At 59.4% G+C, this 24,345-nt stretch carries 22 protein-coding genes; 6 read left to right on the top strand and 16 right to left on the bottom strand.

Going from position 1 to position 24,345, the window contains the following annotated elements:
• Positions 1 to 207 precede the first annotated feature (207 nt).
• On the bottom strand, positions 208 to 1,689 hold the full coding sequence (locus J1W56_RS17550) for a sensor domain-containing diguanylate cyclase (RefSeq protein ID WP_223614597.1): 1,482 nt from the start codon (positions 1,687 to 1,689) through the stop codon (positions 208 to 210).
• 415 nt (positions 1,690 to 2,104) lie between these two features.
• On the opposite strand from J1W56_RS17550, the gene J1W56_RS17555 reads away from it, so the two are divergent.
• On the top strand, positions 2,105 to 3,316 hold the full coding sequence (locus J1W56_RS17555; protein WP_223614598.1) for an MFS transporter: 1,212 nt from the start codon (positions 2,105 to 2,107) through the stop codon (positions 3,314 to 3,316).
• Positions 3,317 to 3,331: 15 nt separating this feature from the next.
• Here J1W56_RS17555 and J1W56_RS17560 read toward each other — a convergent pair whose 3' ends face one another.
• Genes J1W56_RS17560 through J1W56_RS17575 form a run of 4 tightly spaced genes read right to left on the bottom strand, consistent with a single transcriptional unit; the run spans position 3,332 to position 6,553 of the window.
• Entirely contained in the window at positions 3,332 to 4,207 is an 876-nt protein-coding gene (locus tag J1W56_RS17560; RefSeq protein ID WP_223614599.1) for an SMP-30/gluconolactonase/LRE family protein, read from the bottom strand.
• A 2-nt stretch (positions 4,208 to 4,209) separates the two neighbouring features.
• Entirely contained in the window at positions 4,210 to 4,854 is a 645-nt protein-coding gene (locus J1W56_RS17565; RefSeq protein WP_223614600.1) for a 2-dehydro-3-deoxy-6-phosphogalactonate aldolase, read from the bottom strand.
• Between the two features lie 5 nt (positions 4,855 to 4,859).
• The gene (locus tag J1W56_RS17570; RefSeq protein ID WP_223614601.1) at positions 4,860 to 5,789 is read right to left on the bottom strand and encodes a 2-dehydro-3-deoxygalactonokinase; all 930 of its coding nucleotides are present in this window, start codon (positions 5,787 to 5,789) and stop codon (positions 4,860 to 4,862) included.
• On the bottom strand, positions 5,786 to 6,553 hold the full coding sequence (locus J1W56_RS17575) for an SDR family NAD(P)-dependent oxidoreductase (protein WP_223614602.1): 768 nt from the start codon (positions 6,551 to 6,553) through the stop codon (positions 5,786 to 5,788). The genes J1W56_RS17570 and J1W56_RS17575 overlap by 4 nt, the downstream gene beginning before the upstream one ends.
• Before the next feature lie 99 nt (positions 6,554 to 6,652).
• Here J1W56_RS17575 and J1W56_RS17580 point away from each other — a divergent pair, with 99 nt between their 5' ends.
• A complete protein-coding gene (locus J1W56_RS17580; RefSeq protein WP_223614603.1) occupies positions 6,653 to 7,435 on the top strand; it encodes an IclR family transcriptional regulator in 783 nt (260 codons plus the stop codon).
• 13 nt (positions 7,436 to 7,448) lie between these two features.
• Here J1W56_RS17580 and J1W56_RS17585 read toward each other — a convergent pair whose 3' ends face one another.
• The 6 genes from J1W56_RS17585 to J1W56_RS17610 form a co-directional block, all read right to left on the bottom strand.
• Positions 7,449 to 8,474 carry an alpha/beta fold hydrolase gene (locus J1W56_RS17585; RefSeq protein ID WP_404928444.1) on the bottom strand — a complete coding sequence of 342 codons (1,026 nt, stop codon included), beginning with the start codon at positions 8,472 to 8,474 and terminating at the stop codon, positions 7,449 to 7,451.
• Positions 8,475 to 8,507: 33 nt separating this feature from the next.
• The gene (locus J1W56_RS17590) at positions 8,508 to 9,134 is read right to left on the bottom strand and encodes a nucleoside/nucleotide kinase family protein (protein WP_223614604.1); all 627 of its coding nucleotides are present in this window, start codon (positions 9,132 to 9,134) and stop codon (positions 8,508 to 8,510) included.
• 34 nt (positions 9,135 to 9,168) lie between these two features.
• Positions 9,169 to 9,858, bottom strand: a complete 690-nt coding sequence (locus tag J1W56_RS17595; RefSeq protein WP_223614605.1) for a D-lyxose/D-mannose family sugar isomerase — start codon at positions 9,856 to 9,858, stop codon at positions 9,169 to 9,171.
• Positions 9,859 to 9,874: 16 nt separating this feature from the next.
• A complete protein-coding gene (locus J1W56_RS17600; RefSeq protein WP_223614606.1) occupies positions 9,875 to 10,654 on the bottom strand; it encodes an ATP-binding cassette domain-containing protein in 780 nt (259 codons plus the stop codon).
• Positions 10,654 to 11,736: an ABC transporter permease gene (locus tag J1W56_RS17605; protein WP_223614607.1), complete on the bottom strand. Its 1,083-nt coding sequence runs from the start codon at positions 11,734 to 11,736 to the stop codon at positions 10,654 to 10,656. The genes J1W56_RS17600 and J1W56_RS17605 overlap by 1 nt, the downstream gene beginning before the upstream one ends.
• 94 nt (positions 11,737 to 11,830) lie before the next feature.
• Entirely contained in the window at positions 11,831 to 12,847 is a 1,017-nt protein-coding gene (locus tag J1W56_RS17610; protein WP_223614925.1) for a sugar ABC transporter substrate-binding protein, read from the bottom strand.
• A 313-nt stretch (positions 12,848 to 13,160) separates the two neighbouring features.
• Here J1W56_RS17610 and J1W56_RS17615 point away from each other — a divergent pair, with 313 nt between their 5' ends.
• The 3 genes from J1W56_RS17615 to J1W56_RS17625 are packed head-to-tail and all read left to right on the top strand — an operon-like array spanning position 13,161 to position 15,687.
• Complete coding sequence (locus J1W56_RS17615) at positions 13,161 to 14,309, top strand: ROK family transcriptional regulator (protein ID WP_223614608.1); 1,149 nt, start codon at positions 13,161 to 13,163, stop codon at positions 14,307 to 14,309.
• A gap of 2 nt (positions 14,310 to 14,311) precedes the next feature.
• Positions 14,312 to 14,758: an RbsD/FucU family protein gene (locus J1W56_RS17620; RefSeq protein ID WP_223614926.1), complete on the top strand. Its 447-nt coding sequence runs from the start codon at positions 14,312 to 14,314 to the stop codon at positions 14,756 to 14,758.
• Complete coding sequence (locus J1W56_RS17625; RefSeq protein WP_223614609.1) at positions 14,755 to 15,687, top strand: carbohydrate kinase family protein; 933 nt, start codon at positions 14,755 to 14,757, stop codon at positions 15,685 to 15,687. Before J1W56_RS17620 ends, J1W56_RS17625 begins: the two co-directional genes overlap by 4 nt.
• Positions 15,688 to 15,760: 73 nt before the next feature.
• Here J1W56_RS17625 and J1W56_RS17630 read toward each other — a convergent pair whose 3' ends face one another.
• The 5 genes from J1W56_RS17630 to J1W56_RS17650 all read right to left on the bottom strand — a co-directional run bounded on the left by J1W56_RS17630 (position 15,761) and on the right by J1W56_RS17650 (position 22,881).
• Complete coding sequence (locus J1W56_RS17630) at positions 15,761 to 17,365, bottom strand: ABC transporter ATP-binding protein (RefSeq protein WP_223614610.1); 1,605 nt, start codon at positions 17,363 to 17,365, stop codon at positions 15,761 to 15,763.
• A gap of 1 nt (position 17,366) precedes the next feature.
• A complete protein-coding gene (locus tag J1W56_RS17635; RefSeq protein WP_223614611.1) occupies positions 17,367 to 18,497 on the bottom strand; it encodes an ABC transporter permease subunit in 1,131 nt (376 codons plus the stop codon).
• Positions 18,490 to 19,413, bottom strand: coding sequence for an oligopeptide ABC transporter permease OppB (gene oppB / locus J1W56_RS17640; RefSeq protein WP_105733698.1), 924 nt, complete (start codon positions 19,411 to 19,413; stop codon positions 18,490 to 18,492). The genes J1W56_RS17635 and oppB overlap by 8 nt, the downstream gene beginning before the upstream one ends.
• Positions 19,414 to 19,492: 79 nt before the next feature.
• A complete protein-coding gene (locus J1W56_RS17645) occupies positions 19,493 to 21,094 on the bottom strand; it encodes a peptide ABC transporter substrate-binding protein (protein WP_223614612.1) in 1,602 nt (533 codons plus the stop codon).
• Between the two features lie 191 nt (positions 21,095 to 21,285).
• On the bottom strand, positions 21,286 to 22,881 hold the full coding sequence (locus J1W56_RS17650; protein WP_223614613.1) for a peptide ABC transporter substrate-binding protein: 1,596 nt from the start codon (positions 22,879 to 22,881) through the stop codon (positions 21,286 to 21,288).
• 636 nt (positions 22,882 to 23,517) lie between these two features.
• Between J1W56_RS17650 and J1W56_RS17655 the strand changes: the two genes are divergently transcribed.
• Positions 23,518 to 24,315 carry a DUF1295 domain-containing protein gene (locus J1W56_RS17655; protein ID WP_223614614.1) on the top strand — a complete coding sequence of 266 codons (798 nt, stop codon included), beginning with the start codon at positions 23,518 to 23,520 and terminating at the stop codon, positions 24,313 to 24,315.
• Positions 24,316 to 24,345: the final 30 nt, after the last annotated feature.

The raw sequence follows: 24,345 nt of genomic DNA on the forward strand, positions 1-24,345 counted from the left end.
CAGTTCGCGTTCGCTCATTAAAATCAGTCCCAAAATCCGCATCCCAAATCTCGTTGCAATCAACGAGAAGGTGACACAGCGACGTTTCTACTTTGCAGAAACAGGACATTTTAACTTTGCGGCTACACATCAAAATCGCATAAGAGTAGTTATGGAACTACTCTTTGTTGCCAGGATACAGACATGTCCCGACAACAGCCAAGGCAATCAGCCCTGTTCGCGCACGGTCGTACCGCTGCGCCAACCGGTTTCACCGGTCGAATAGCGCAACCGCTTGTCCTGGTACATCTGCAGGTCCGCGCGCTTTGCCACGGCTTCCAGTTTCTCGCCGGCGGCGCTGGTGGCCCAGCCAATCGAAAAACTCAGCGGAATATTGGAATAGTACTGGTTGTTGATCTCGATCAGGCTGACAATTTCCTCGACGACCGCCACCGCGCCGGGTTCATCGACTGCCGGCAGAAGCACGGCAAATTCATCGCCGCCGATCCGCGCGGCATAGTGCGGCGGCTTCACGGCTTCGCTGAGGATTTCGCCGGCCCGGCGCAACAGTCCATCGCCGACACCGTGGCCCCATTGATCGTTCGTCGTCTTCAGTCCGTTGAGATCGAGGATGACGATGGAGACCGGAAAGAACTCCCGGCGTTCCAGCCGGTTCAACTCATCGACGTAGAAGGCACGGTTGTGCAGACGCGTCAGCACATCATGCTTGCCGAGATATTCAAGATAGGCTTCGGCTTTCTTGCGCGCGGTGATATCGGTCAGCGATATCTGAACCAGTGACCAGTCTGTTTCGTGCCCGGGCAGCACGGAAAACTGCAGAAGGACATGGCGTTCGGTGCCGTCGAGCGCGTAATTGACCGTCTCGCGCTGATGGAACAGCTTGCCGTTCCACAGGTCGATCAGCTGTTCGCGGAAATGCACGTTCATCTCGTCCTTGAAGACGTCGGGCAAGCGGCGCAGCAAGGTCATGGCGTCCGGCGCCTGGAACAGCTTGAGCGTTTCGCGGTTCACATCGATGACACGGATTTCGCTGGCGCATTGCTGGACGAATTCCGGGTGAACATCGGTGAAAACCCGGAAGTCTTCGATGCCGCGGTTGCGCAGCCCGTCGAGCAGCTTCTTGATCTTGCTGAAATCCTCGACCCACAGGGATACGGGAGAATGCTCGAAGAGACCCTCGGCATAGCGCTGGCTTGCCGCGTGCTGCCGTCTCGCCTCTTCCCGGTCGGTCACGTCCTCGATGGAGATAAGGACCTTTTCCCAGCTTGTTTCATAGCCGGGCAAGACCTTGCCGCGCAGCTGGATATCGAGCCGCTTGCCGGACAGCGAATAGTTCACGGTGTCGCTGGAGAACTCGCCCTTGCCTTGCCAAAGCTGCGCCAGCTCCTGCACATGCGTCTGCAGCATGTCGTCACGGAAAATGGCGCCGAGATTGGCGACGAGTTCGCTGAAATCAGCGGCTTCAAACAGCGACAGCGTCTTCTTGTTGACCTTGATGACGCGGATGAGCCTTGCGCAATCGCGCACCCGGTTTTCATCCTCGCGCAGATAGGACGTGATGTCGTCGACACCGGTCTGCCGGAGGGAATCGAAGAATTTCCGGACATCGCTGAAATCTTCCAGCCAGAGGGAAATGGGAGCAAGATCAAATGCGTCTATTTCGTCCTGATGCAAATTCAGCTTGTCCATCGGATTATGTCTCCCGGCCGGAGGAATATGGTTAACATTCCAGCCTGATTGGCAGCTTTGACGCTATTGTCAACTACTCCAAGTTGCGTTCACTGCAAATTGCACCGGTTCTCCCGGACATGTGTCCGGAAACACGCATCGGCGTGGCCTTTTTTCGCTGCGAGGGAGAGTCAGACACCCTTCCCTGCCGTCTCTAGTCCGTTGGTCTAATTCTCAGTCATTTCGATCTGATGTAGGTTTTGTGCGAGGATAATCCAACAGAGCATGATTATGACAAACCAGCATACATTGCTACAACCGATGGAGAGGATACAATAGCCACGACCGCTGGTTGTACTTCGGTGTCTTGGTCGCCAGAAGTCATCTCGCTGCATGGCGATAGCCAGAAAATCGGTTAAAATACGGCGTTTTCCCATTGCCCTTCTTGCCCGCGGACAGGACAGTTCGCGGGCTTGCCATTGCCCAGACGATGGGTGCCGTCGCCGCCGGTGTATATTTTTCCAGTTCTGCCTTGTTCTTTTCCAGAGCATCCGGTTTGGCGCCGCTCGAAATAGGCCTTGGTCTGACGGTAGCCGGATTGGTTGGCTTGCTTGTGCCATTGCCCATCGGCATTCTTGCCGATCGCTGGAACGCGCGCAACATTGCGGCGTGGCTGACCGTTGGGGCCGGCGTCAGCGACTGGATTTTCCTGTTGGTTAGCGGGGTCACGGCCTTTGTCATAATCGCCTGTTGCTTTGCCGCAGGTCTGCGTGGCGCCATGACCGCGCGCATGGCGATGATTGCGACCCTTATTGATGCCAGTCAGCGCACGCAAACGAGCGCGTATCTGCGTGCGCTAGGCAATTGCGGCCTATCGGCCGGTGCCATGATCGGCGGCCTGGCATGGTATTTCGACAGTTTGACCGGCTATCGGCTGGCCTTTGCCCTTGGCGGGGCAATTTTCCTCGCTGCTGCTGCGGCCTATCGTTTGCTGCCGCCCGTGGCGCCGGGGCTTGCCACCATCCGGAAAGGTTCTCCGCTCACCGTGCTGGGAGACCGGCCCTATATGATCCTGACGCTGCTCAACACGGTCATTCTTCTCTACATTCCTCTGCTCAACATGGCGCTGCCCCTGTGGATTGCCCTGCACACCAACGCCCCGCTTTGGATCGCTTCGGTCCTCTATGGCTTGAACACGATAAGTGTCATGCTGATGCAGGTGCGGCTGGCGCGCCGGGTCACCAACGCTTGCGAGGCGCGCAGGTCGATCTTCTTCGCCACCCTTCTGTTGTCTGTGGCCTGTTTCTTTTTTGCAGCAATGGCTGTGCCGTCGACGGTATGGCTGACGGTGGTATTCGCTTTCCTGGCGGCCTTGCTGCATGTGTTGGGTGAGATGATGCACATGGCCGGAGCCTGGGATCTAAGCTTCCGACTGGCGCCGCCGGGGCAGGAGGGCGAATATCAGGGTTTCTTCAATACCAGTTCTGCGGCCGCCGAAATGTTCGGCCCCATTCTGCTCACGGCCCTGCTGGTTGGCTGGGGTTTGCCGGGCTGGCTGCTTCTGGCCATTGTCTTTTCAGCCACCGGCTTCATCATCATGGTCCTATTCGGCAAGCGGGCGTATCTGACACGCGACCTTTCGGGTTGACGGGAGGCGAAATCGTCACAATCTCACGGGCGGATCGAAACGCCCCTTCCCGGCCAGTTCGATCAGGAATGTCTTGCCGGCATTGGGATCGGATTTTTGCTCCGCTTCCGTCATGTCATGATAGGCAGTCGTTACCACCAGGGTTGCGGAGTCGGCGTCGATGAACGCCGGGCAGGATGGTTGCCGCGCCGGGGTTGCGATCGAACGGATGCGTCTGCCATCGGGCGAATAGACATCGATATGCGAACGGCCCCAGCACGCATTCCAGAGATTGCCGTCGCGGTCAACGACGGAGCCGTCAATGCCGCCGGCGTCCTTGTGCTGGTAAAAGACCGCGGGCTCGCCGATGGGCAGGCCGGTCTGCGGATCCGTATCGACTCGCCAGATGATATTGCGGGTGGTATCGGCGAAATAGCTGATGCGCCCGTCCGGCGAGAAGCAGATCGAATTGGTGATCGAAATGCCGGTGAAAAGGGTGCGCAGCTGCCCTTCCCGGTACCAATAGATCGATCCTGCCCCCTTCTGCGATTTCTTGCCCATGGTGCCGATCCAGAAGGCGCCCGCCGGATGGACGCGGGCGTCGTTCGAGCGGGTCACCGGATTGTCCGCCTCGATGGGCTGGTGCATGACCGTGTGTCCGGTCTTGCGGTCGCGGATGAACAGACCTGTTTCCGTCGCGATCAGCTGGCGCCCCGCATCGATCACCGCAAGCGCGCTCGCCATCTGGCCGAGCGGGTGGATGGCGGCCGGACCCCCGGCGCGCGGCTTCTCGAAAAGCCGGCCGGTGACGATATCGAACCACCAGATCGTGCTTGTCAGCGGATCGTAACCGGGGCCTTCGCCGAGTTCACATGGGTCGTCGTGCAGGATGCTGATCTTCGGCTGATCCATGGTCAGGCTCCGGCTTGGAAGGTGCGGTCATAGGCCTCAACCGTGGCCCTTGCCCGTTCAGCGACGTGGGAAGCGGATGCGCCGACCTTGTACAGGCTGGAACCCAGGCCGAAGGTACGAACCCCGACCTTGGCGTAGGCGGCAAAGCCGTTCTCGTCGACGCCGCCGACGGCGCCGATGACTGTTCCCTTCGGCAGGATGGCGCTGATCGCCTTGATGCCGTCCGGCCCCAGGACGCTTGCCGGGAAAAACTTGAGGCCCGAGGCCCCGGCCTGCAAGGCGGCCAGCGCTTCCGTCGGCGTGAAAACGCCGGGCATGGTGACCATCCCGGCCCGGGCGGCGGCGGCCAGCACGGCGGCATCGACATTGGGGCTGATCATCAGGCGGCCCCCCGCTGCATCGAGGCGCGCGATGTCGGCGGGATCAAGCACAGTTCCTGCCCCGATCAGGACATGGGACGGCAGTGTCTTTGCCAGGAGCTCGATGGACTGGAACGGTTCGGGTGAATTCAGCGGCACCTCGATGACATCGATACCGGCTTTCACCAGTTCTTCGCCGATGGCCAGCACTTCATCCGGCTTGACGCCGCGCAGGATCGCGATGAGATCGCGCTTCAGTTTCGGCCAGGGAGCGGACGATTGGGGCATTGGAATTATCCTTGTATGGCTGGCCAAAGCTGTGACGCGGCAACGAACAGGCCCTTGCGCACCGCTTCATCGGCGTCGACGATATCGAAGTTCAGGCCGGCAACGGTCATGGCTTTGGCATAAAGCGTGGCCATCGCGCCGGATGCGACGAGTGCAATGGTGGCCGAGGTGCCGAATTTTTCCTTGGCCCCGGCAATTTCCGTTCCGATAAGCAGACCGGACAGCCGCGACGCGGCACCGTTCGGGGGCAGATTTTCCAGCAGCATCGCCGCGCGGATGCCAAAGAGCTCGCCCAGCATGCGCCGGTTGCCGCCGAGCATCAATTCGAGCCCCGCGGTGAATTGGGGGTGGTCGGGTGTCACCGCTTCCGCGGCGTTGCCGATGGAATGCCGCAGGATCGAATGCCCGGCCAGAAGCGCATAGAGCTCGCCGGTCAGGAAGGTCGAAAATGACGTTGCCCTGCCCTCGTCCAGCTCGACCCATTTCGAATGCGTGCCGGGCATCGCCACGAGGCCGCTGCGCAGATTGCGCGCCAGCATGGCACCCAGCAGCTGGGTTTCCTCTCCCCGCATGACATTGGGCGCGCTGCCCGACTGCGACAGACCGGGAATGATACGCACATCGCGCCTGATACCGGCAATCTTCACCGCCCCGGAAAGAATGGCGGTGAGATCCGCCGGAACCGGGACATAATTGGCTTCCACCCAGCCCTGACGCGAACCCGCCATGCCGCAGATGATGACCGGCAAATCCACCGGTGCGCGCAGACTGGCGAGATGATCCTCGAGCGTTTCAGCGAAACCGCGCGCGCGGGAGGTATCCAGGCCATCGTCCGAACGCCGTTCGGCGACGACATGGCCTTCACGGTCGAGAAGCCAGAGACGGAAACGGCTCGTTCCCCAGTCGGCAACGGCATAGGTTGCAGCGGTGGTCACAGATAGCCTCCATCGACAATCAATGTCTGGGCGGTGAGCATGCGGGCGGCATCGGAGGCGAGAAACAGGCAGGGACCGACCATATCGCCGGGCTGGATTTCTTCCTTGAGGACCTGCTTGCCGATGTGGGATTTCAAACCGTCTTCCGTCACCCAGAGTTCGCGCTGGCGGTCGGTGATGACCCATCCCGGCGCGATCGCATTGACGCGGATTTTCTCCGGCCCGAGGCGTCCGGCAAGGCCCTTGGTCAGGCCGATAATCCCAGCCTTTGCAGCGGTATAGGAGGGAAAGTTGCCCTGATTGATCATGAAGGACGTCGAGGTGAAATTGACAATGGAACCGCCCCCCGCCTGCCGCATGCCCGGCACAACGGCCTGCGCGGCGAAGAACTGCGGACGCAGATTGACCGACTGGTTCTTGTCCCAGTATTCGACGGTCACATCATCGATGTCGTGCCTGTCGTCCCAGGCGGCATTGTTCACAAGCACCGTCACCGGGCCGTGGGCCGCAATGGCGCGGCCGATTGAGGCACGCAGCGCTTCGATATCGCGCAGGTCCGTATTGAGATAGAGCGGCCGGTTGCCATATTCGCGGTCGAGGCGCTCTGCCAGTGCCTGCGAAGCCTCATCTGCAATGTCGATGAAGGCGACGCGCGAACCCTGGCGTACGAACCCTTCCGTCAACGCTGCGCCGATCCCGGACCCTCCCCCGGTGATCAGGACAGAACGATCTTTCAGGTCAGGGAAAATCGCCGAGGGCATCATGAGAAAATCTCGCTGCAGTGTTCCATTATTTGGAACTTGATTTGACTATATAGAATAGTCATCCTATGGTGCCGAAAGTCAAGAGGCGGTTGCGATTCAATGGGCAAGGCACGGGAAAATTCAACGGGGACGCTCGGAAAGGCGCTTGAGGTCGTGCACATCATTGCATCGTCGCCCGTGCCGCTTCGCTTTACCGATGTGCTCAAACTGTCCGACCAGCCGCGTGGCACGCTGCACCGGCAAATATCCAATCTGATCGAGGAAGGACTTCTCGACCTGAACCGGGATCACTCCTACGGTCTCGGGCTGCGCCTGCTGGAGCTCGCCTCCAGGGCCTGGGCCAGCAATGATTTTCGCGCCATTGCCGAACCGCACCTGCAGAGACTGCATGAGCAGACCGGTGAAACGGTTCATTTGGGTGTGTTGCGGGGTATCGAGGTGATCTATCTCGACAAGGTCGAAAGCCGGCAGAGCGTGCGCATGTATTCGCAGATCGGCAATACCGCCCCGGTCTATTGCACCGGCGTCGGCAAGGCAGCCCTGTCCGCCCTGCCCGACGATGAGCTTCAGGCGCGCATTGCCCAGATCGCGTTTCGGCGTTTTACCGCGAGCACGCTGCCCGATGCCAAGGCGTTGCGGCAGGAAATCGAGCAGATCCGGGTGGAAGGCAATGCCTATGACCGGGAAGAACACGAGGCGGACATTTGCTGCGTTGCCGCGCCGATACATGCCAATAACCGGCACTTCGTTGCGGGCATTTCCGTCACCGGCCCCGCCTACCGCATAACTCCGGAAGTCTTGCAGTCCTGGGCCGGCATTACCCGCGCGGCGGCTGCGGCAATCATGGCAAACATGGCCACACGCCTTTCACCCCGCGCATAGGCTTTCGGCTGCATCAAATGCCGACCGCACCATTTGACGGCCCGCTTGCAAACCGGTCCATTGCGGCGATAATGGCGTCCGTCATGCCGGGACTGGTTGGGGAATGACCCGTATTGGGCACGATGACAAGCGTGCCATCCGGCCAGACCTTCGATAACTCCCACGCGGTGACAAGCGGGGCTTCAAGGTCGAAACGGCCCTGAATCATGACACCAGGAATTCCCTTCAACAGACTGGCTTGGTTCAATAAAATGCGGTCTTCCAGCCAGGCATTGTGATGGAAATAATGGGTGATGATGCGGGCGCGTGCCAGGATATAGCGATCATCCGACCATTTCGGTGACAGTTTTGCCGCGGGATCGACAAGAATGGACGCGGACTCCCACGCATGCCAGTCGCGCGCCGCCTGCAAACGGATGGCGGGATCCGCATCATTGAGCAGGCGATAATAGGCAGCGACAAGATCGTCATCGGGCTCATCGGTGTTTTTGGCCAAGTCTTGCTGCATTGATTGAGTGCGTGGTTCGACAAGCTCACCATGAGGCAGGTCTTGTTTCTGCAGGGCACTCAATCCCCTCATGGCGAGCTTGTCGAACCACGCACCGGAGACATGCCGGACATTGTCCAGCTCAGCGCCGCGCCGGAAATGCGCCCATTGCTCGGGAAACAGCGGAGCGATGCCGCGATAGAGCCAATCGATCTCGGATCGCCGCGTCGTGGTCACCCCTGCCACCACCAAAGCCCGGACACGCTCCGGATAGGCCTCGGCATAGGCAAGCCCGAGCGTACAGCCCCATGACATGCCGAACAGAAGCCAATGCCCGATATCAAGATGGGCGCGCAAACATTCGATATCCCTCAACAAATGTTCCGTCGTGTTCACGGACATATCGGTCTGGGGATCGCTGGCATGCGGTATGCTGCGTCCGCAGCCCCGCTGATCGAACAGGATGATGCGGTAGCGCTCAGGATCGAAGAAACGCCGCGCGTTTGCGGATGAGCCGGAACCCGGCCCGCCGTGCAGCACGAGGGCCGGAATTCCCCGCGGATTGCCGCAGGCTTCCCAATGGCTTTAGTTGACGACCGTGTAGTCAGCGGGGCGCGAGGCGGAGAGCACAAGGTCGGCATTGGGTATGTCGTTCGACAGGGCACGCTGCTGTGCCGAGCCGACATTGTAGCCATAGCCCAGCCACCGTTGCACGAGGCGATTTTCCATTTCGACACGATCCACCTGCAGGAATACGGTGAGGTCGAACAGCGGAGCCAGCCGGTCCCAGGGCGACTGGTTCAGAAGAAGATAGTTCCCCTCGACCAGAAGAATGCGCTGATCGCCGCTGACCACGGCAGCGCCCGCCCGGGCGAGATCGAGCTTGCGGTCAAAGAGCGGAATGACGACATTGTCTTCCCCTGCCCTGAGGCGTTTCAACAGCACTTCCAGGCCGGCACAGTCGAAGGTCGGCGGCGATCCCTTGCGCTTGCGCTGGTCGCGCGCATCGAGGATGGCGTTGTCGAGATGGAATCCGTCCATGGGCACCACGACGGCCGCATTGGCCTCGCGCGCGTTGATTGCCGCTGATATAGCGGCGGAAACGGTGGATTTGCCGGCCCCCGGAGGGCCGGCAATGGCAACGATCAAACGTTTGTTTTCGGTGGCGCGGGCCAGAATGGCTGTCACCAGCTCATCGATCGCTATAATCATGGAATGCTATCCGTTGCCGTAACCGTCCGATGGTTCAGGCAAGCCATTTGTCATAATCGGAAACCAGAAGATGCACCGGTGCCTCGTCTTCTTCAATCGAAGAGAAGCGGCCGATGGGCTCGCGGAAGATATTGTCGGTCAGGTCGTCATTGACCGTGGAAACCTCGCCGATCAGGACGTCGCCGCCCTCGCCCCAGAATGCGTGCCAGTTTCCCGGCAGCAGCGTCACGCTTTCGCCCGGCTGCAGCTTCAGCAGGCCGCCGGCCTTCAGCGTGACGATACGCCCGTCGGTTGCCACTTCCACATCCGTCTTCTCGTCGACGCTGCCATCGGCATTCGAGTTGAACAGTTCGAGCACGAGCGTGCCGCCGCCGCGGTTGATGATGTCCTCGGCCTTGACGATATGGCGGTGCATCGGCGAGAGCTGCTTTTCGCGGGAGATCATGATCTTTTCCGCATAGAGCATGCCGCCGCCCTTTTTCAGGTCTGCCTGATTGCCGTTGCGGGTGGTGAAGAGGAACAGGCCGAGTTCATCGAACTTGCCCTGCCCATAGTCGGTGATATCCCAGCCGAGCCTGGCATCGAGAATGGCCCTGGAATCGCTTGACGTGCGGGCCTTCAGCTCTTCCGGCGACCAGTAGGCGAAAGGCGGCATGACATAGCCGAAGGAGCGGATGAACTTGTCGCTTTCACGGATGATCGCGTTGACTTCTGAGCGTTTCATTTTTCAATTCTGTCCTTCATGCAGCAAGACTGGCGGGTGGTTCCTTGGCGCCGGTCATGAATGCCACGGCATCCGACATGCTGTATTCCTTCGGGTCGATGACACAAAGGCGTTTGCCAAGCCGGTGAATGTGGATGCGGTCCGCCACTTCGAAAACATGTGGCATATTGTGCGAGATCAGCACAATCGGCAATCCGCGCTTTTTCACATCCTGGATGAGCTCGAGAACGCGGCGTGACTCCTTGACGCCGAGCGCCGCCGTCGGTTCGTCCATGATGACGACCTTGGAGCCGAAGGCGGCCGCGCGTGCCACGGCGACACCCTGCCGCTGGCCGCCGGAGAGTGTTTCCACCGCCTGGCTGATGTTCTGAATGGTCATCAGGCCAAGCTCGGTCAGCTTGTCACGGGCCTGCTTTTCCATGGTCTTGCGGTCGAGCATGCGCAGCCAGCTGCCCAGAATACCCGGCTTGCGGATTTCGCGGCCGAGAAACATGTTGTCGGCGATGGAAAGTGCCGGCGACAGGGCAAGGTTCTGATAGACCGTTTCGATCCCGGCATCGCGCGCTTCCATGGGAGAGCGGAAATGGATCGGCTTGCCATCGAGCGTGATCTCGCCCTCGTCGGGATGAACCGCACCGGAAATCGCCTTGATCAGCGAGGATTTTCCCGCGCCGTTGTCGCCGATGACGGCGAGGACTTCGCCGGCATAAAGATCGAAATCCGCATGATCGAGCGCGGTGACACGGCCATACCGCTTGACCAGGCCGCGGGCGGTGAGAATGGGTTGCGGTGTCATCAGCCTGCTACCTTTCTGATCCACTGATCGATTGCCACGGCCGTGATGATCAGCACGCCGATCATCAGATAGGTCCATTGGACATCCGTGCCGTACATGCGCATGCCGAAGGAGAAGACGCCGACGATCAGCGCGCCGAACAGCATGCCGAGGATGGAGCCGCGTCCGCCGAAGAGCGACATGCCGCCGATAACCACTGCGGTGATGGATTCGATATTGGCGAACTGGCCGACCTGCGGTGACACCGAACCGTTGCGGCCGATCTGGGCCCAACCGGCGAGCGCGCAGATGAAACCGGCCAGCACGTAGACGGAAATCAGCACGCGCTTGGTCCTGACACCCGCCAGTTCCGCCGCTTCCGGATCATCGCCGATCGCATAGAGATGGCGGCCCCAGGCGGTGTGGTTCAGCACGTACCAGAGAACGGCGATCAGAAGGATCATGGCAAACACGCCATAGGTGAAGGTGGCGCTGCCGATCTGGATTTTTTCGCCGAAGAACTGCAGCATGCGCGCCTTCGCTTCGATGTCCTGCGCCCGGATCGTTTCGTTGGCCGAGTAGATATAGGTCGTGGCCAGAAAGATCTGCCAAGTGCCGAGCGTGACGATGAAGGGAGGCAGTTTCACATAGGCAATGAGAATGCCGTTGATGAGACCGCACAATCCGCCGAGGGCCACGCCGCACAGGATGGAAAGTTCGACAGGCAGTCCGTAACGGAAGGTGAACTGGCCCATGACAACCGATGTGAGGACCATGATCGCGCCGACGGAAAGGTCGATACCGGCGGTCAGGATCACCAAGGTCTGGGCGGCGCCGACAATGCCGACGATCGCGACCTGTTGCAGGATCAGCGACAGGGCAAAGGGTGTGAAAAAGCGCGAACCGACAATAATGGCGAAAACCGCCAGCGACAGAACGAGAACGATCAGCGGTACCGCTGCCGGGCTCGAATGAAGAAAATGGCGCGTCCGCTCGACCAGGCTCTTCTGCTCGCCGTCGAAACTGGCGATGGCCGTGGCGCTCTGTGTCAGAACGCGCTCGAATTCCTGTTTGGGTTGTGATCCCGGATTGGCTTCGTTCATGGGTTGGTTCCCCCAAAATTTGCGCAGCTCAGAGAGGACGGTTTTACACCGTCCTCTCGCTGTTTGCTGGCTTTTCTGTCAAATCAGGGCGCGATCAGCCCCAGCACTTGGCAAGGCCGCTTTTCACGTCGATGGACTCGACGCCCTTGACCGGCTTGTCCGTCACCAGGGAAACGCCCGTATCAAAGAAGCTCTTGCCTGCCGTTGGCTTCGGCTTTTCGCCGGTATCGGCGAACTTCTTGATTGCCTCGATGCCGAGCGAAGCCATCATCAGCGGATACTGCTGCGAGGTTGCGCCGATGATGCCGGCTTCGACATTCTTCACGCCCGGGCAGCCGCCGTCGATGGACACGAGAAGGACGCCCTTGTCCTTGCCGAATGCCTTCAGTGCTTCGTAAGCACCGGCCGCGGCCGGTTCATTGATCGTATGAACGACGTTGATGCCAGGATCTTTCTGCAGAAGGTTTTCCATCGCCTTGCGGCCGCCTTCTTCATTGCCGTTGGTAACGTCATGGCCGACAATGCGCGGGTCTGTTTCGTCGCCGATCTTGTTGATGTCGACCACGTCAATGCCAAAGCCCTTCATGAAACCCTGGTCGCGCAGCACATCGACCGACGGCTGCGAGGGTGTCAGGTCAAGGAAGGCAATTTTTGCATCCTTGGCCTTGTCGCCCAACGTTTCAGCGGCCCACTTGCCGACGAGTTCGCCTGCCAGAAGATTGTCCGTGGCAAATGTTGCGTCTGCCGCATCGATCGGATCAAGCGGTGTATCGAGTGCAATGACGAGGACGCCGGCAGCGCGGGCCTGCTTGACCGACGAAACAATGCCGGCCGTGTCGGATGCGGTGATCAGGATGCCCTTGGCACCATCGGCGATGCAGGTTTCAATCGCGGCCACCTGGCTTTCGCTGTCGCCGTCGATCTTGCCGGCATAGGTCTTGAGGTCGACGCCGAGTTCCTTTGCCTTGGCAACGGCGCCCTCTTTCATCTTGACGAAAAACGGATTGGTGTCCGTCTTGGTGATCAGGCAGGCACCGACGCCTGCAGCCTGTGCCGGAGCGGCAAAGGCGGCGATGGCCACAACGGCGGCACCAAGAATGGTTGATTTCAGATAAATGCTTTTGCGCATGTCACTACCTCCCAGAGTTTGATCGTATTACGACGCGCTGCCGGTGGGCAGCCCTATTTTCGCATGAACACCTCGGACAGTTATCCTCCCGGCCAAGTGCTGCTCTAGGAAATACCAGCCTCGCCAAGCTGTCAACATTAATAAATCACTCTTATTTATTATTGACAGGTTTGCCTGATGGCTCCATTGTCGCGCCGATATCAGGGAGGACGTCCTTTTGGGCATCAGACTATCGGAGCGCCACGGTCCGGGAGGAACACGGCCGCCGCTTCATCAGGGAACAAACCAGAGCGGCATGCGCGACCACAATGAGCGGGTCGTGCTTTCGCTGTTGCGCCAGCATGGCAGCCTTGCCAAAACAGCCATTGCGCGGATGACAGGACTTTCGGCGCAGACAATCTCGATCATCATGCGCATGCTGGAAGCCGACGAGCTGCTTTCGCGCGAAGAGCCGCTGCGCGGCCGCATCGGCCAGCCGCTCATTCCCATGTCGCTCAATCCGGAAGGTGCCTTCTTCCTCGGCCTCAAGATCGGACGGCGCAGCGCGGATCTGGTGCTGATCGATTTTGTCGGGCGTATCCGGTCCATGCTGCATATGCCCTATGCCTATCCGACGCCGGATTCGGTCCTGGCTTTCACCAGGGATGGCATCGCGACGATGCTGGATGGCCTTGACGCGAAGCAGCGTTCGAAGGTTGCCGGTCTTGGCATAGCCGCGCCGTTCGAACTGTGGAAATGGGCCGATACAGTCGGGGCGCCACAGGAAATCCTCGATCAATGGCGCCAGTCCGATATCAAGGCATCGATTGCCGCCATCTGCGATTTTCCGGTCTATCTGCAGAATGACATCACGGCGGCCTGCGGTGCGGAGCTTGTCTTCGGCGAGACAAAAGACCTCAATGATTTCGTCTATTTCTATATCGGCTCGTTCATCGGCGGCGGTATCGTCATCAATGGCAGCCTCTATGCGGGGCGCAGCGGCAATGCCGGCGCGCTCGGTTCCATGCCGGTGCCCGGTCCCGACGGGACCACGCAGCAGCTGATCGACATTGCATCGATCACCGCGCTGGAGCGCATCGTCACCGGCCTTGGCCGCGACCCCTCCCCGCTGTGGACCTCGCCCGATGATTGGGGCCCGATGGGGGAGGAATTGGACGGTTGGATCGACCGTTCGGGCAAGGCCATTGCGCAGGCTGTGATTGCCGCCGCGTCGGTTGTCGATTTTGAAGCGGCTGTTATCGATGGCTGGATGCCCGCGCACGTGCGTGCGCGGATCGTCGATGCCGTGCGCACCCATGTCGGAACATTCGATCTGGAGGGGATCGAGCTGCCCGTCATTGTCGAAGGCTCGGTCGGCATTCATGCAAGAGCCCTCGGGGCCGCCAGTCTTGCCCTGTCGGACCGGTTCCTCATCGGACAGAAAATATTCAGAAAGGTCGATTGAACGTGCTGATTGGTATTCCGCCCATCCTGGGCCCGGAGCTTCTCGCGACCTTGCGTGCCATGGGCCATGGCGACGAAATCGCGCTGGTCGACGGCAATTATCCGGCGCTGGAACATGCCCGGCGGCTGATCCGGGCCGATGGCCTGCCGCTGATTCCCATCCTCGATGCAATCCTGCAGGTCATGCCGGTGGATGATTTCGTGCCGCACGCGCTGTTCCGCGCAACGGTGAAAGGAAATCCCGATCTCCTTGATCCGGTGCACGAGGAGATGAGCGAAGTTTGCGCGCGCCGCGCCCCCGGATTTTCGCTCTTGCCGCTGGTTGGCGATGCGTTCTACACACGGGTGAAGGATGCCCACACCATCATCGCGACAAGCGAGCCAAGGCTTTACGGCAATATCATCGTCCGCAAGGGCGTCATCTATCCATCGAAAGAAACTGACAAATGATCCTATGTTGTGGTGAAGCGCTGATCGACATGTTGCCGCGCACGAGCGAGGCGGGTGAACCGGCTTTTGCGCCCTATGTCGGCGGCGCGGTTTTCAATACAGCCATTGCCTTGGGCCGCCTCGGCGTGCCGACCGAATTCTATTCTGGCGTTTCCTCGGATTTCTTCGGACAGATGCTGCGTGAAAGCCTGGCGGCCAACCATGTCGGCACGCGCTACGCGCATATATCGCCGCAGCCCACGACGCTTGCCTTCGTGCGCCTGACCGACGGCCAGGCCAGCTACACCTTCTACGACGAGAACAGTGCCGGGCGTTCACTCGCCCTCGGCGATCTGCCGGCGCTGGAGGACAATGTCACGACGCTGCAGTTCGGAGCGATCAGCCTCATTCCGGAACCCTGCGGCTCGACCTATGAAGCGCTGATGGCGCGCGAGCATGAAAAGCGCGTCATCATTCTCGACCCCAACATCCGGCCGGGCTTTATTCCCGACAAGGAAAAGCATCTGGCGCGCATGCGCCGTATGATCGCCATGAGCGATATCGTCAAGATTTCCGATGAGGATATGCGCTGGTTCGGTGAAAGCGGCACGATGGAAGAGATTGCACGGCGCTGGATTGTCCCGGCGTCGCAGCATGGCCCGAAGCTCATTCTCGTCACCCATGGTGCGGATGGCGTGACCGGCTATACATCCGAGCTGGCCGTGCACGTGGCGGCGCAGAGGGTTGCGGTTGTCGATACGGTCGGCGCCGGCGATACGTTCACGGCGGGCGTCCTGACCTCGCTGCAGGAAGCCGGCCTTCTGGCCAAAGCTGCGCTGACGTCGCTTGAGGAAGAGCAAATCCGCGAGGCCTTGCTGCTCGGCGTCAAGGCGTCTGCGGTCACCGTATCGCGCGCGGGCGCCAACCCGCCCTGGCGGTCTGAACTCTAATTGTTTCGCGCTCTGCAAAACGCCGTTCCGTGACAATCCACAGAACGGCGTTTTACATTGGACACGGGCGTCTTCAATCCAAATCGAAAGCAGCGCCGATCAGCGTCTTGGTATAATCGTGCTGCGGCGCATCGAAAATATCATCGGTCTGGCCTTCCTCGACGATCTTGCCGCTCTTCATCACGATCACATAGTCGGACATCGCCTTGATCACTGCGAGATCGTGACTGATGAAGATATAGGACAGATCGTGCTTGGCCTGCAGGTCGCGCAGCAGTTCGATCACCTGCCCCTGCACAGACCGGTCGAGCGCCGAGGTCGGTTCATCGAGAATGACGACCTTCGGCTTGAGGATCATGGCGCGCGCGATGGCGATGCGTTGCCGCTGTCCCCCGGAAAACTCGTGCGGATAGCGATTGCGTGCACCCGGATCGAGCCCCACTTCTTTCAATGCGGCTATGGCACGCTTGTCGCGGTCGGCGCGCGACAGTTGCGGCTCGTGGATGAGCAGGCCTTCGGTGATGATTTCACCCACTGTCTGGCGCGGCGAAAGCGAGCCGTAGGGATCCTGGAACACCAGCTGCAATTCCCGGCGCAGCGGCCGCATGGCGGCGCGATCAAAGCCGGAAATGTTCTTGTTTTCAAAATGATACTGGCCATTGCTCGGCAGAAGCCGCAGGAGTGCCCGGCCGAGCGTTGACTTTCCGGAGCCGGATTCACCGACAATGCCGATGGTTTGCCGCTGCTTGAGCCGGACCGTTACACCGTCTACGGCGCGGAAGCGTGTGTGTGCGCTGGTGAAGAAACCGCCGCCAATGGCGAAGTCGACCGTGACATTGCGCCCTTCCAGCATGATCGGCGCCTTGTCTTCCGGCGCCGACTTGCTGCCGCTGGGCTCTGCGGCCAGCAGCATCTTGGTATAGTCTTCCTGCGGGCGTTCAAAGATGTCCTTGATTGTCCCTTTTTCGACGACCTCGCCGCGCCGCATGACAACCACGCGCTCGGCAAAATGTTTGACCACGCCAAGATCATGGGTGATCAGCACGATGGCCATGCCGAACCGCTTCTGCAAATCGCGCAGGAGATCAAGAATCTGGGCCTGGATCGTCACGTCGAGCGCGGTGGTCGGCTCATCGGCAATCAGAAGATCCGGTTCGTTGGCAAGCGCCATGGCGATCATGACGCGCTGACGCTGACCGCCGGACATTTCGTGCGGGTAGCTGTTGATGCGCCGTTCCGGTTCGGGAATGCCGACAAGCTTCAACAGTTCGAGCACGCGCACCTTCGCCTGCTTGAAGCTGACACCCTTGTGGTGGACGATGGGCTCGGCAATCTGTCGCCCGATCGTGTAAAGCGGGTCGAGCGAGGTCATGGGCTCCTGGAAAATCATGGTGATTTTCGAGCCGCGCACCTCGTTGAGCGCCTTGGTCGACAGGCCGACCAGTTCCTTGCCGCGATATTTTGCCGAGCCGGCCACGCGGCCGTTCTGCGCCAGGAGACCCATGATGCCCATCATGGTCTGGCTCTTGCCGGAGCCGGATTCCCCAACGACGGCCAGCGTTTCGCCGGGAAGAACATCGAGATCGATGCCCTTGACGGCATTGACATCGCCGTCCGGCGTGGTGAAGTCGACTTTCAGTCCGCGCACGGACAATACTGCATCTTTGTTGTCCGTCATGTCAGCGGTCCTTCGGGTCGAGTGCATCACGCAGGCCGTCACCGATGAAGTTCAGCGAGAACAGGGTGACGACAAAGAAAATGGCAGGGAAAATCAGCAGCCATGGTGCAGATTGCATCTTGTTTGCACCTTCGGAAATCAGCGCGCCCCAACTGGTCAGCGGCGCCTGAACACCGAGACCGAGGAAGGACAGGAAGCTTTCCAGAAGGATGACTTTCGGAACCACGACCGTGACGAAGACGATGACGGGACCAATCGTATTGGGAATGATGTGCCGGCGGATGATCTGCCAGTCGGTCAACCCCAGGGCCTGTGCCGCGCCGATGAATTCGCGGCGTTTCAGGGCAAGGGTCTGACCGCGCACAATGCGTGCCATATCAAGCCATTCCACGGCACCGATCACCAGAAAGATCAGGATAAAACTGCGCCCGAAAAAGACGACGAGCACCACGACGAGAAACACGAACGGCAGGGAATAGAGAATCTCGATCAGGCGCATCATCACATTGTCGACGCGCCCGCCGATGTAACCGGAGATGGCGCCGTAGGTCACGCCGACAGCCAGTGAAACAAGACTGGCAAGGAACCCGACGGCCAGCGAAATCTGCCCGCCAAGCATGATGCGGGCCAGCATGTCGCGGCCGTTGGCGTCGGTGCCGAAGAAGAAGTATTCGCGATTGACATTGCCCGACAGCTTGAGGGTTTTGCCATCGTCTTCCGTGGCCGCCACCTTCGTCCCCTGAAACTCGTTTGCCCGGTCGAAATAGCGGGTCGCCCGCGGATCGATTGGCTGGTCCGAATGAATGGTTGCGGTGAAGGTGTTGCCGTCGACGGCAAATTCCTTCAGCTGCACCCGGGCACGGCTTGCCACGCCTGCCATCACGTCGCCGAGGGTATCGGCCTTCGGCAAGGCTTCAAGGCTCGGCGGGATGGTGACGTAGGACGGGAATACCTGATCGTAGGTATGACTGAGGAAATAGGGTCCGAAGAAGGAAAACAGGGTGATGAAGAACAGCACCACGCAGCCGGCCATCGCCGCACGGTTGCGGCGGAAGCGGAGCGTTGCCAGCTGAAACAGGCTGCGCCCCTGGGTTTCTTTCTCGGGGATGTTTGTTGTTGATATATCAGTCATGGCGAACCCTCGGATCAAGAAGGCCGTACAGAATATCGACCACAAGATTGAAAACGATGACGAAAATCGCCACGAGAACGACCGTTCCCATCACGAGCGTGTAATCGCGATTGATGGCGCCCAGCACGAAGTAGCGGCCGACGCCGGGAATGGTGAAGATGGTTTCGACCACGGCGGAACCGGTCAGCAGCGCGGCGGCGCAAGGCGCGAGATAGGAGACAACCGGCAGGAGTGCCCCGCGCATCGCATGGGTGATGACGACGGTCCTTGGCGGCAATCCGTAGGCGCGCGCCGTGCGGATGTGATCGGTATGCAGGCCTTCGATCATCGAGCCGCGCGTGAGACGGGCAAAGACGGCCAGCTGCGGCAGCGCCAGCGCAATCATCGGCAATATCAGGAAGCGCCACGATCCGTCACCCCAGCCACCCGCGGGCAAAAGGGACAACAGCACCGCGAAAATCAGCGTGAGCACCGGGCCCACGACGAAATTGGGTACCGTCACGCCGATTGTCGCGACGGACATGATGAGGAAATCGAGGAAACTGTTCTGGCGCAAAGCCGCGATCGTCCCGACAATGACCCCGCCGAAGAGTGCAAGGAGCAAGGCATAAAATCCAAGCTCTACCGAGTAAGGCAGGCCCTTGCCGATCAGCTCGGCAATCGTGTTGTCCTTGTAGATGTAGCTCGGGCCGAAATCGCCGGTCACTGCATTCTTGAGATATTGCAGATACTGGTTCCAGAGCGGCTGATCGAGATGGTAGGCCTTCATCAGGTTTTCCATCGTCGCCGGCGGTAGCGGTCTTTCAAGGTTGAAGGGCCCGCCCGGTGCAAACCGCATCAGGAAGAACGAAATGGTGACGACAATGAACAATGTCGGCACTGCACTCGCCAGTCGGCGAAGGACGAAATGAAACATGGAGATATACTCTCTCTTCTGTGCAGCTTTCGCAGCAGCTGCACCCACTCACTCAATTAGACCGTTGCGTTCAAACCGCTCATCGTTCCGCAAGGCTCAGATATTTACTCAGATGGTCGTTGGTGCCGTTGTCCTTCCAGCCATTGACGCGGTTGGACACGAGCCAGAGCTGCCCGAAATTCATCATCGGCGCGACGGGCTGTTCCTGCAGGACCAGTGCTTCGGCTTCATGCAGAATCTTGGCGCGGGCCGCGGGGTCTTTTTCGTCGTAGGATTTCTTGACCAGGGCATCGAAGTCCGGATTGTTCCAGCGACCATAATTGAAGGTGGTGTTGGTGCTCAGATTGATCACCATGAAGTTCTCGGCATCGGCATAATCCGCGGTCCAGCCGGCCCGCGCCACATTGAACTTGCCGCCCTCCTTCAGATAGGCGTAATGGGCGCTGATATCGTTCTGCAGCAGGGTCACATTGGCGCCGAAAGCCTTTTTCCACATATCGGCAACGGCGATGGCGACCCGTTCGTGATTGGGATTGGTGTTGTAGCGGATCTCGATGGTGAGCGGCTTGCCGCCCGCGCCATAGCCCGCCTCCTTCATCAGCGCGACCGCCTTGTCGTCGCGGTCGAGCTGCGACATGTCGGCAAAATCGGGCTTGGCCGGTTCACCGTAATTGGCAATGCCGAGCGGCACGAGCGAATAGGCCGGCAGCTGCGCACCCTTGTAGATTTCCTTCGACAGGAAATCGCGGTCGATCGCCATGGACAGCGCCCGGCGCACGCGCACGTCGCTGAACGGTTCGACGCGGGTGTCGAAGGAATAGAAATAGGTCGACAGCGCCGGGGTGATGCGCACCTGATCGCCCATGGATGCACGCAGGCGCTCGATCTGGTCGGCCGAGAAATTGTAGACGAGGTCCATTTCCCTGGCCTCGAAGCGGCGCACGGCGGCGGCCTGATCCTCGGTCGGGTAGAAGATGACCTTGTCGAGTTTCACATCGCCGGCACCCCAGTAATCCGGGTTCTTGGCGGCGGTCAGATGATCGTTCTGCACGTGTTCGACAAGCTCGAAGGCGCCGTTGGAGACCAGTTTGCCCGGCTTGATGAAGTCGGCGCCGTTCTTTTCAAGGCTTGCCCTGTTGACTGGCAGGGCGGTCTGGTGCGCCAGCAGTTCGACGAAGAACGGCGTGGCGCGCTCCAGGGTGATTTCGAGCGTCTTGGCATCAATCGCCTTCATGCCGATCTGGTCGACGGGCAGCTCGCCCTTGTTGATCTTCTCAGCATTCTTGATGGGGTAGAGCATGTTGGCGTAGCCGGCGGCCGTCTTCGGCTCTTCGACACGCTTGAAGGAGAAAATGAAATCGTCCGCGGTGACGGGCGAGCCGTCCGACCAGTTGGCATTGGCGCGGATCTTGAAGGTATAGACCGTGCCGTCGTCGGAGACAGTCCAGCTCTCGGCCGCGCCCGGCACGATCTTGCCGGCGGGGTCATAGCTGGTCAGACCTTCATAGAGGTCTTTCAGGATGAATGCCTCGATCTCCAGCGAGGTCTGGGACGGATCCAGCGTTTGCGGCTCGCCGGAATTGCCGCGGTGCAGCACCGCTTCGGCAAACGCCGGGCCTGCCGCCAGCACAAGCGAACCGGCAAGCAGCGCGGCGGTCATATTCAACTTCGCAAACGTCATCTGGCTGTTCCCTCGCCGTTTACTGGTCGGTGTTTGACATGAAATGGCAATATCCATCCGTTCACGGTCCTGTCGAAAGGGCCGTGCCGGGTCATGTCTGTTTGTCGATTTGCGGTCGGTAGCTGGCACATAGCGAGCCGGGCAAAAGCGTGACGCGCAACCCGCGGGTGCGGGTTGCGCGTCAGATTTTGCTATTCAACGCTGAGATATTTGCTCAGGTGCTCGTTGTTGGCGTTGTCACCCCAGCCCTTGACCTTGTCGGCCACGAGCCAGAGGTTCGCATCATTCATCAGCGGCGCGATCGGCTGGTCGCGCATGATCAATGCTTCTGCCTGGTGCAGGATCTTGGCGCGTTCCGCAGGATTGCGCTCTTCATAGGACTTCTTCATCAGGGCATCAAATTCCGGATTGGAATAATGCCCGTAATTGAAGGTCTTGTTGGTGCTGACATTGAGGTTCAGGAAGTTTTCCGGATCGGCATAGTCCGCCGTCCAGCCGGCGCGGGCAACGTTGAATTTGCCGCCTTCCTGCAGGTAGGCATAGTGCGATGAAATATCGAGGTTCATCAGCGTGACCTTGGCGCCGAAGGCCTTTTTCCACATGTCGGCAACAGCCGTCGCCACACGCTCGTGGTTCGGGTTGGTGTTGTAGCGGATCTCGATGGTGAGCGGCTTGCCGCCTTCGCCATAACCCGCTTCCTTCATCAGCTTGAGCGCCTCATCTTCACGGTCAAGTTGCGACTTGTCGGCAAAATCGGCCTTGGACGGTTCGCCGTAGTTTTCCATGCCCGGAGGAACCAGGGAGTAAACCGGCAGTTTGGTACCGTTGTAGATGTCCTTGGCAAGGAAATCGCGATCGACGGCCATCGAAAGGGCACGGCGCACGCGCACATCGTTGAACGGTTCGGTGCGCGTATCGAAGGGGTAGTAGTAGGTTGCCATGGCCGGGGTCACGTGGACCTGCTTGGCATTGGCGGCGCGCATGCGCTCGATCTGGTCGGAGGAGAAGTTGTAGACGAGGTCCAGTTCACCGGCTTCGTATCGTCGGACGGCGGCGGCCTGGTCTTCCAGGGGATAGAAGATGACCTTGTCGAGCTTGACGTTCGCCGCGTCCCAGTAATGTTCGTTCTTGGCAACGGTCAGATGGTCGTTCGGCACGTGCTCAAGCAGCTTGAATGCGCCATTGCCCACCAGTTTGCCCGGTTTGACGAAATCGGCGCCATTCTTTTCGAAGCTGGCCTTGTTGATCGGCAGCGCAGTCTGGTGCGACAGCAGTTCGATGAAGAAAGGGGTCGGACGTTCGAGCGTGATTTCCAGCGTCTTGGCATCGATGGCCTTTACGCCGAGTTCTTCCACCTTGGCCTTGCTCTTGTTGACGGCTTCGGCATTCTTGATGGGATAAAGGATATTGGCGTAGCCAGCAGCTGTCTTCGGGTCTTCGACGCGGCGCATCGAGAAGACAAAATCTTCCGCCGTTACCGGCGTGCCATCCGACCAGTTCGCATTGTCGCGCAGCTTGAACGTGTAGACGGTGCCGTCATCGGAAACCTTCCAGCTTTCCGCGGTGCCCGGAACAATCTTGCCCATGGCGTCATAGATCGTCAGGCCCTCGTAAAGATCCTTGACGATGAATGCTTCGATATCGATCGAGGTCTGTGACTGATCAAGGGTCTGCGGTTCGCCGCTGTTGCCGCGATGCAGCACGGCTTCTGCCAGTGCCGGGCTTGCGCCGATCATCAGCGATCCAAGCAGCAGCGCCGCGCGGAGGTTGAGTTTCATAAATGACATTTTTTGGTCCTTCCCCTTTGAAGAATTATGAAGGCATGAACAAAAGCCAAAATTTTGCCAAACGCAAGCCGTCGATTCTGCGAATTATGCGAAATATGCGAGTCGACGAAACGGCCTAAATCGAGTTAAACTCAGGATAGAGCAGCATTTTCAGGCTGTTTGGCCTGCAAGCAAATTTTACGGAAACGTCAAAAAAATTGTGCACGATGTGGACCATCGGGCCCATTCTCGTCACTTTTTGCTCCAAAATCGCCGCTCTGGCGCGTTTCACGGTGTCTGTTTTGATATTTTTCCCCGAAATGGAAATCTGGTTAGCAAAGCCTTTCCGGCACCGTGCGGGTGCCCGCGCAGACGATGAGCGCTCGCAGCCCCGTGCCTGGTCAAGGGCTGAGGACCATTGTCGCCCATTGTTGTTGCCACACCGCGCAATACCCCCAATTTTATCCTTGGACAGCCGGACAAGAATAGGTCTTAAGCGGGTGGTGATTTGCTGATCGAGAAAATCCTGTATGCTGCAGTGCCCCGCCCCTTGAACATCAGCCTAGGGTCAGAACTCATTGATCTGGCCTCATACCATTTCAACCAGATCAATGAGTTCTGACCCTGACATCCCCGGTGAACAACAGGTAAACGTGCATGACAGCTCTCGTCATTCTTACTATCGCAGCTGTCGCGCTCTGCGGCGTGATGGCCTGTGCCTTTCTTGTGCAGCGCCAGACCGGGAACAGCGGCTGGGCGGATGCCTTCTGGTCATTCGGTGTCGGGGCAATCGGCATTCTTTCCATCCTGTTTTCCAGCGATATGGTCTCGCCGGCCCGAAAATGGCTGGTGATTGTCCTGCTTGCGCTATGGTCGCTGCGGCTGGGCGGGCATATTCTGCTGCGCACACTCAACAGCGAGGATGATCCGCGCTACGCGCGGTTGCGCAGGCAATGGGGTGCCTCTGCCAATTCGCAGATGTTCTTCTTTCTGCAAACGCAGGCCTTTGCCGGCATTCTCCTTGTCATCAGCGTTTACATTGCCGCCGCCCGGCCGGATGTCGAGCTGGAATTTCCCGATTATCTCGGGCTCGTGGTGGCGCTTGCTGCGCTTGCCGGCGAAGCGATTGCGGACTGGCAGCTCAAGCGGTTTTCGCGAAACCCGGCCAATCGCGGCAAGATCTGCGATACGGGTTTCTGGCGCTGGTCACGCCATCCGAATTACTTCTTCGAATGGCTGGGCTGGGTAGCCTATGTGCTGATCGCTGCGGATTTCGACGGCGACTACGTGCATGGCTGGCTCACACTTGCCGCGCCGGTTCTGATGTATGTGCTGCTGCGCCATGTCTCCGGCGTCCCGCCGCTGGAGGAGCACATGCTTGCCTCGCGCGGCCAGGCTTTCCGGGACTATCAACGGCGCACGAGCATCTTCTTTCCCAAGCCGCCTCAAGAATAAGGTGAGAAAACAGGTATTAACCTATTGAAG

Origin of the sequence: Phyllobacterium calauticae, from assembly GCF_019991125.1 — a bacterium.
Lineage (GTDB): Bacteria > Pseudomonadota > Alphaproteobacteria > Rhizobiales > Rhizobiaceae > Phyllobacterium > Phyllobacterium calauticae.

Bases quoted from the DNA above. Each gene is read 5' to 3' on its own strand.
- J1W56_RS17595 (WP_223614605.1), bottom strand. From the start codon at position 9,858: ATGAAACGCTCAGAAGTCAACGCGATCATCCGTGAAAGCGACAAGTTC.
- J1W56_RS17565 (WP_223614600.1), bottom strand. From the start codon at position 4,854: ATGCCCCAATCGTCCGCTCCCTGGCCGAAACTGAAGCGCGATCTCATC.
- J1W56_RS17635 (WP_223614611.1), bottom strand. From the start codon at position 18,497: ATGACTGATATATCAACAACAAACATCCCCGAGAAAGAAACCCAGGGG.
- J1W56_RS17600 (WP_223614606.1), bottom strand. From the start codon at position 10,654: ATGACACCGCAACCCATTCTCACCGCCCGCGGCCTGGTCAAGCGGTAT.
- J1W56_RS17650 (WP_223614613.1), bottom strand. From the start codon at position 22,881: ATGTCATTTATGAAACTCAACCTCCGCGCGGCGCTGCTGCTTGGATCG.
- J1W56_RS17575 (WP_223614602.1), bottom strand. From the start codon at position 6,553: ATGATGCCCTCGGCGATTTTCCCTGACCTGAAAGATCGTTCTGTCCTG.
- J1W56_RS17655 (WP_223614614.1), top strand. From the start codon at position 23,518: ATGACAGCTCTCGTCATTCTTACTATCGCAGCTGTCGCGCTCTGCGGC.
- J1W56_RS17630 (WP_223614610.1), bottom strand. From the start codon at position 17,365: ATGACGGACAACAAAGATGCAGTATTGTCCGTGCGCGGACTGAAAGTC.
- J1W56_RS17645 (WP_223614612.1), bottom strand. From the start codon at position 21,094: ATGACGTTTGCGAAGTTGAATATGACCGCCGCGCTGCTTGCCGGTTCG.
- J1W56_RS17550 (WP_223614597.1), bottom strand. From the start codon at position 1,689: ATGGACAAGCTGAATTTGCATCAGGACGAAATAGACGCATTTGATCTT.
- oppB (WP_105733698.1), bottom strand. From the start codon at position 19,413: ATGTTTCATTTCGTCCTTCGCCGACTGGCGAGTGCAGTGCCGACATTG.
- J1W56_RS17590 (WP_223614604.1), bottom strand. From the start codon at position 9,134: ATGATTATAGCGATCGATGAGCTGGTGACAGCCATTCTGGCCCGCGCC.
- J1W56_RS17625 (WP_223614609.1), top strand. From the start codon at position 14,755: ATGATCCTATGTTGTGGTGAAGCGCTGATCGACATGTTGCCGCGCACG.
- J1W56_RS17605 (WP_223614607.1), bottom strand. From the start codon at position 11,736: ATGAACGAAGCCAATCCGGGATCACAACCCAAACAGGAATTCGAGCGC.
- J1W56_RS17615 (WP_223614608.1), top strand. From the start codon at position 13,161: ATGCGCGACCACAATGAGCGGGTCGTGCTTTCGCTGTTGCGCCAGCAT.
- J1W56_RS17560 (WP_223614599.1), bottom strand. From the start codon at position 4,207: ATGGATCAGCCGAAGATCAGCATCCTGCACGACGACCCATGTGAACTC.
- J1W56_RS17580 (WP_223614603.1), top strand. From the start codon at position 6,653: ATGGGCAAGGCACGGGAAAATTCAACGGGGACGCTCGGAAAGGCGCTT.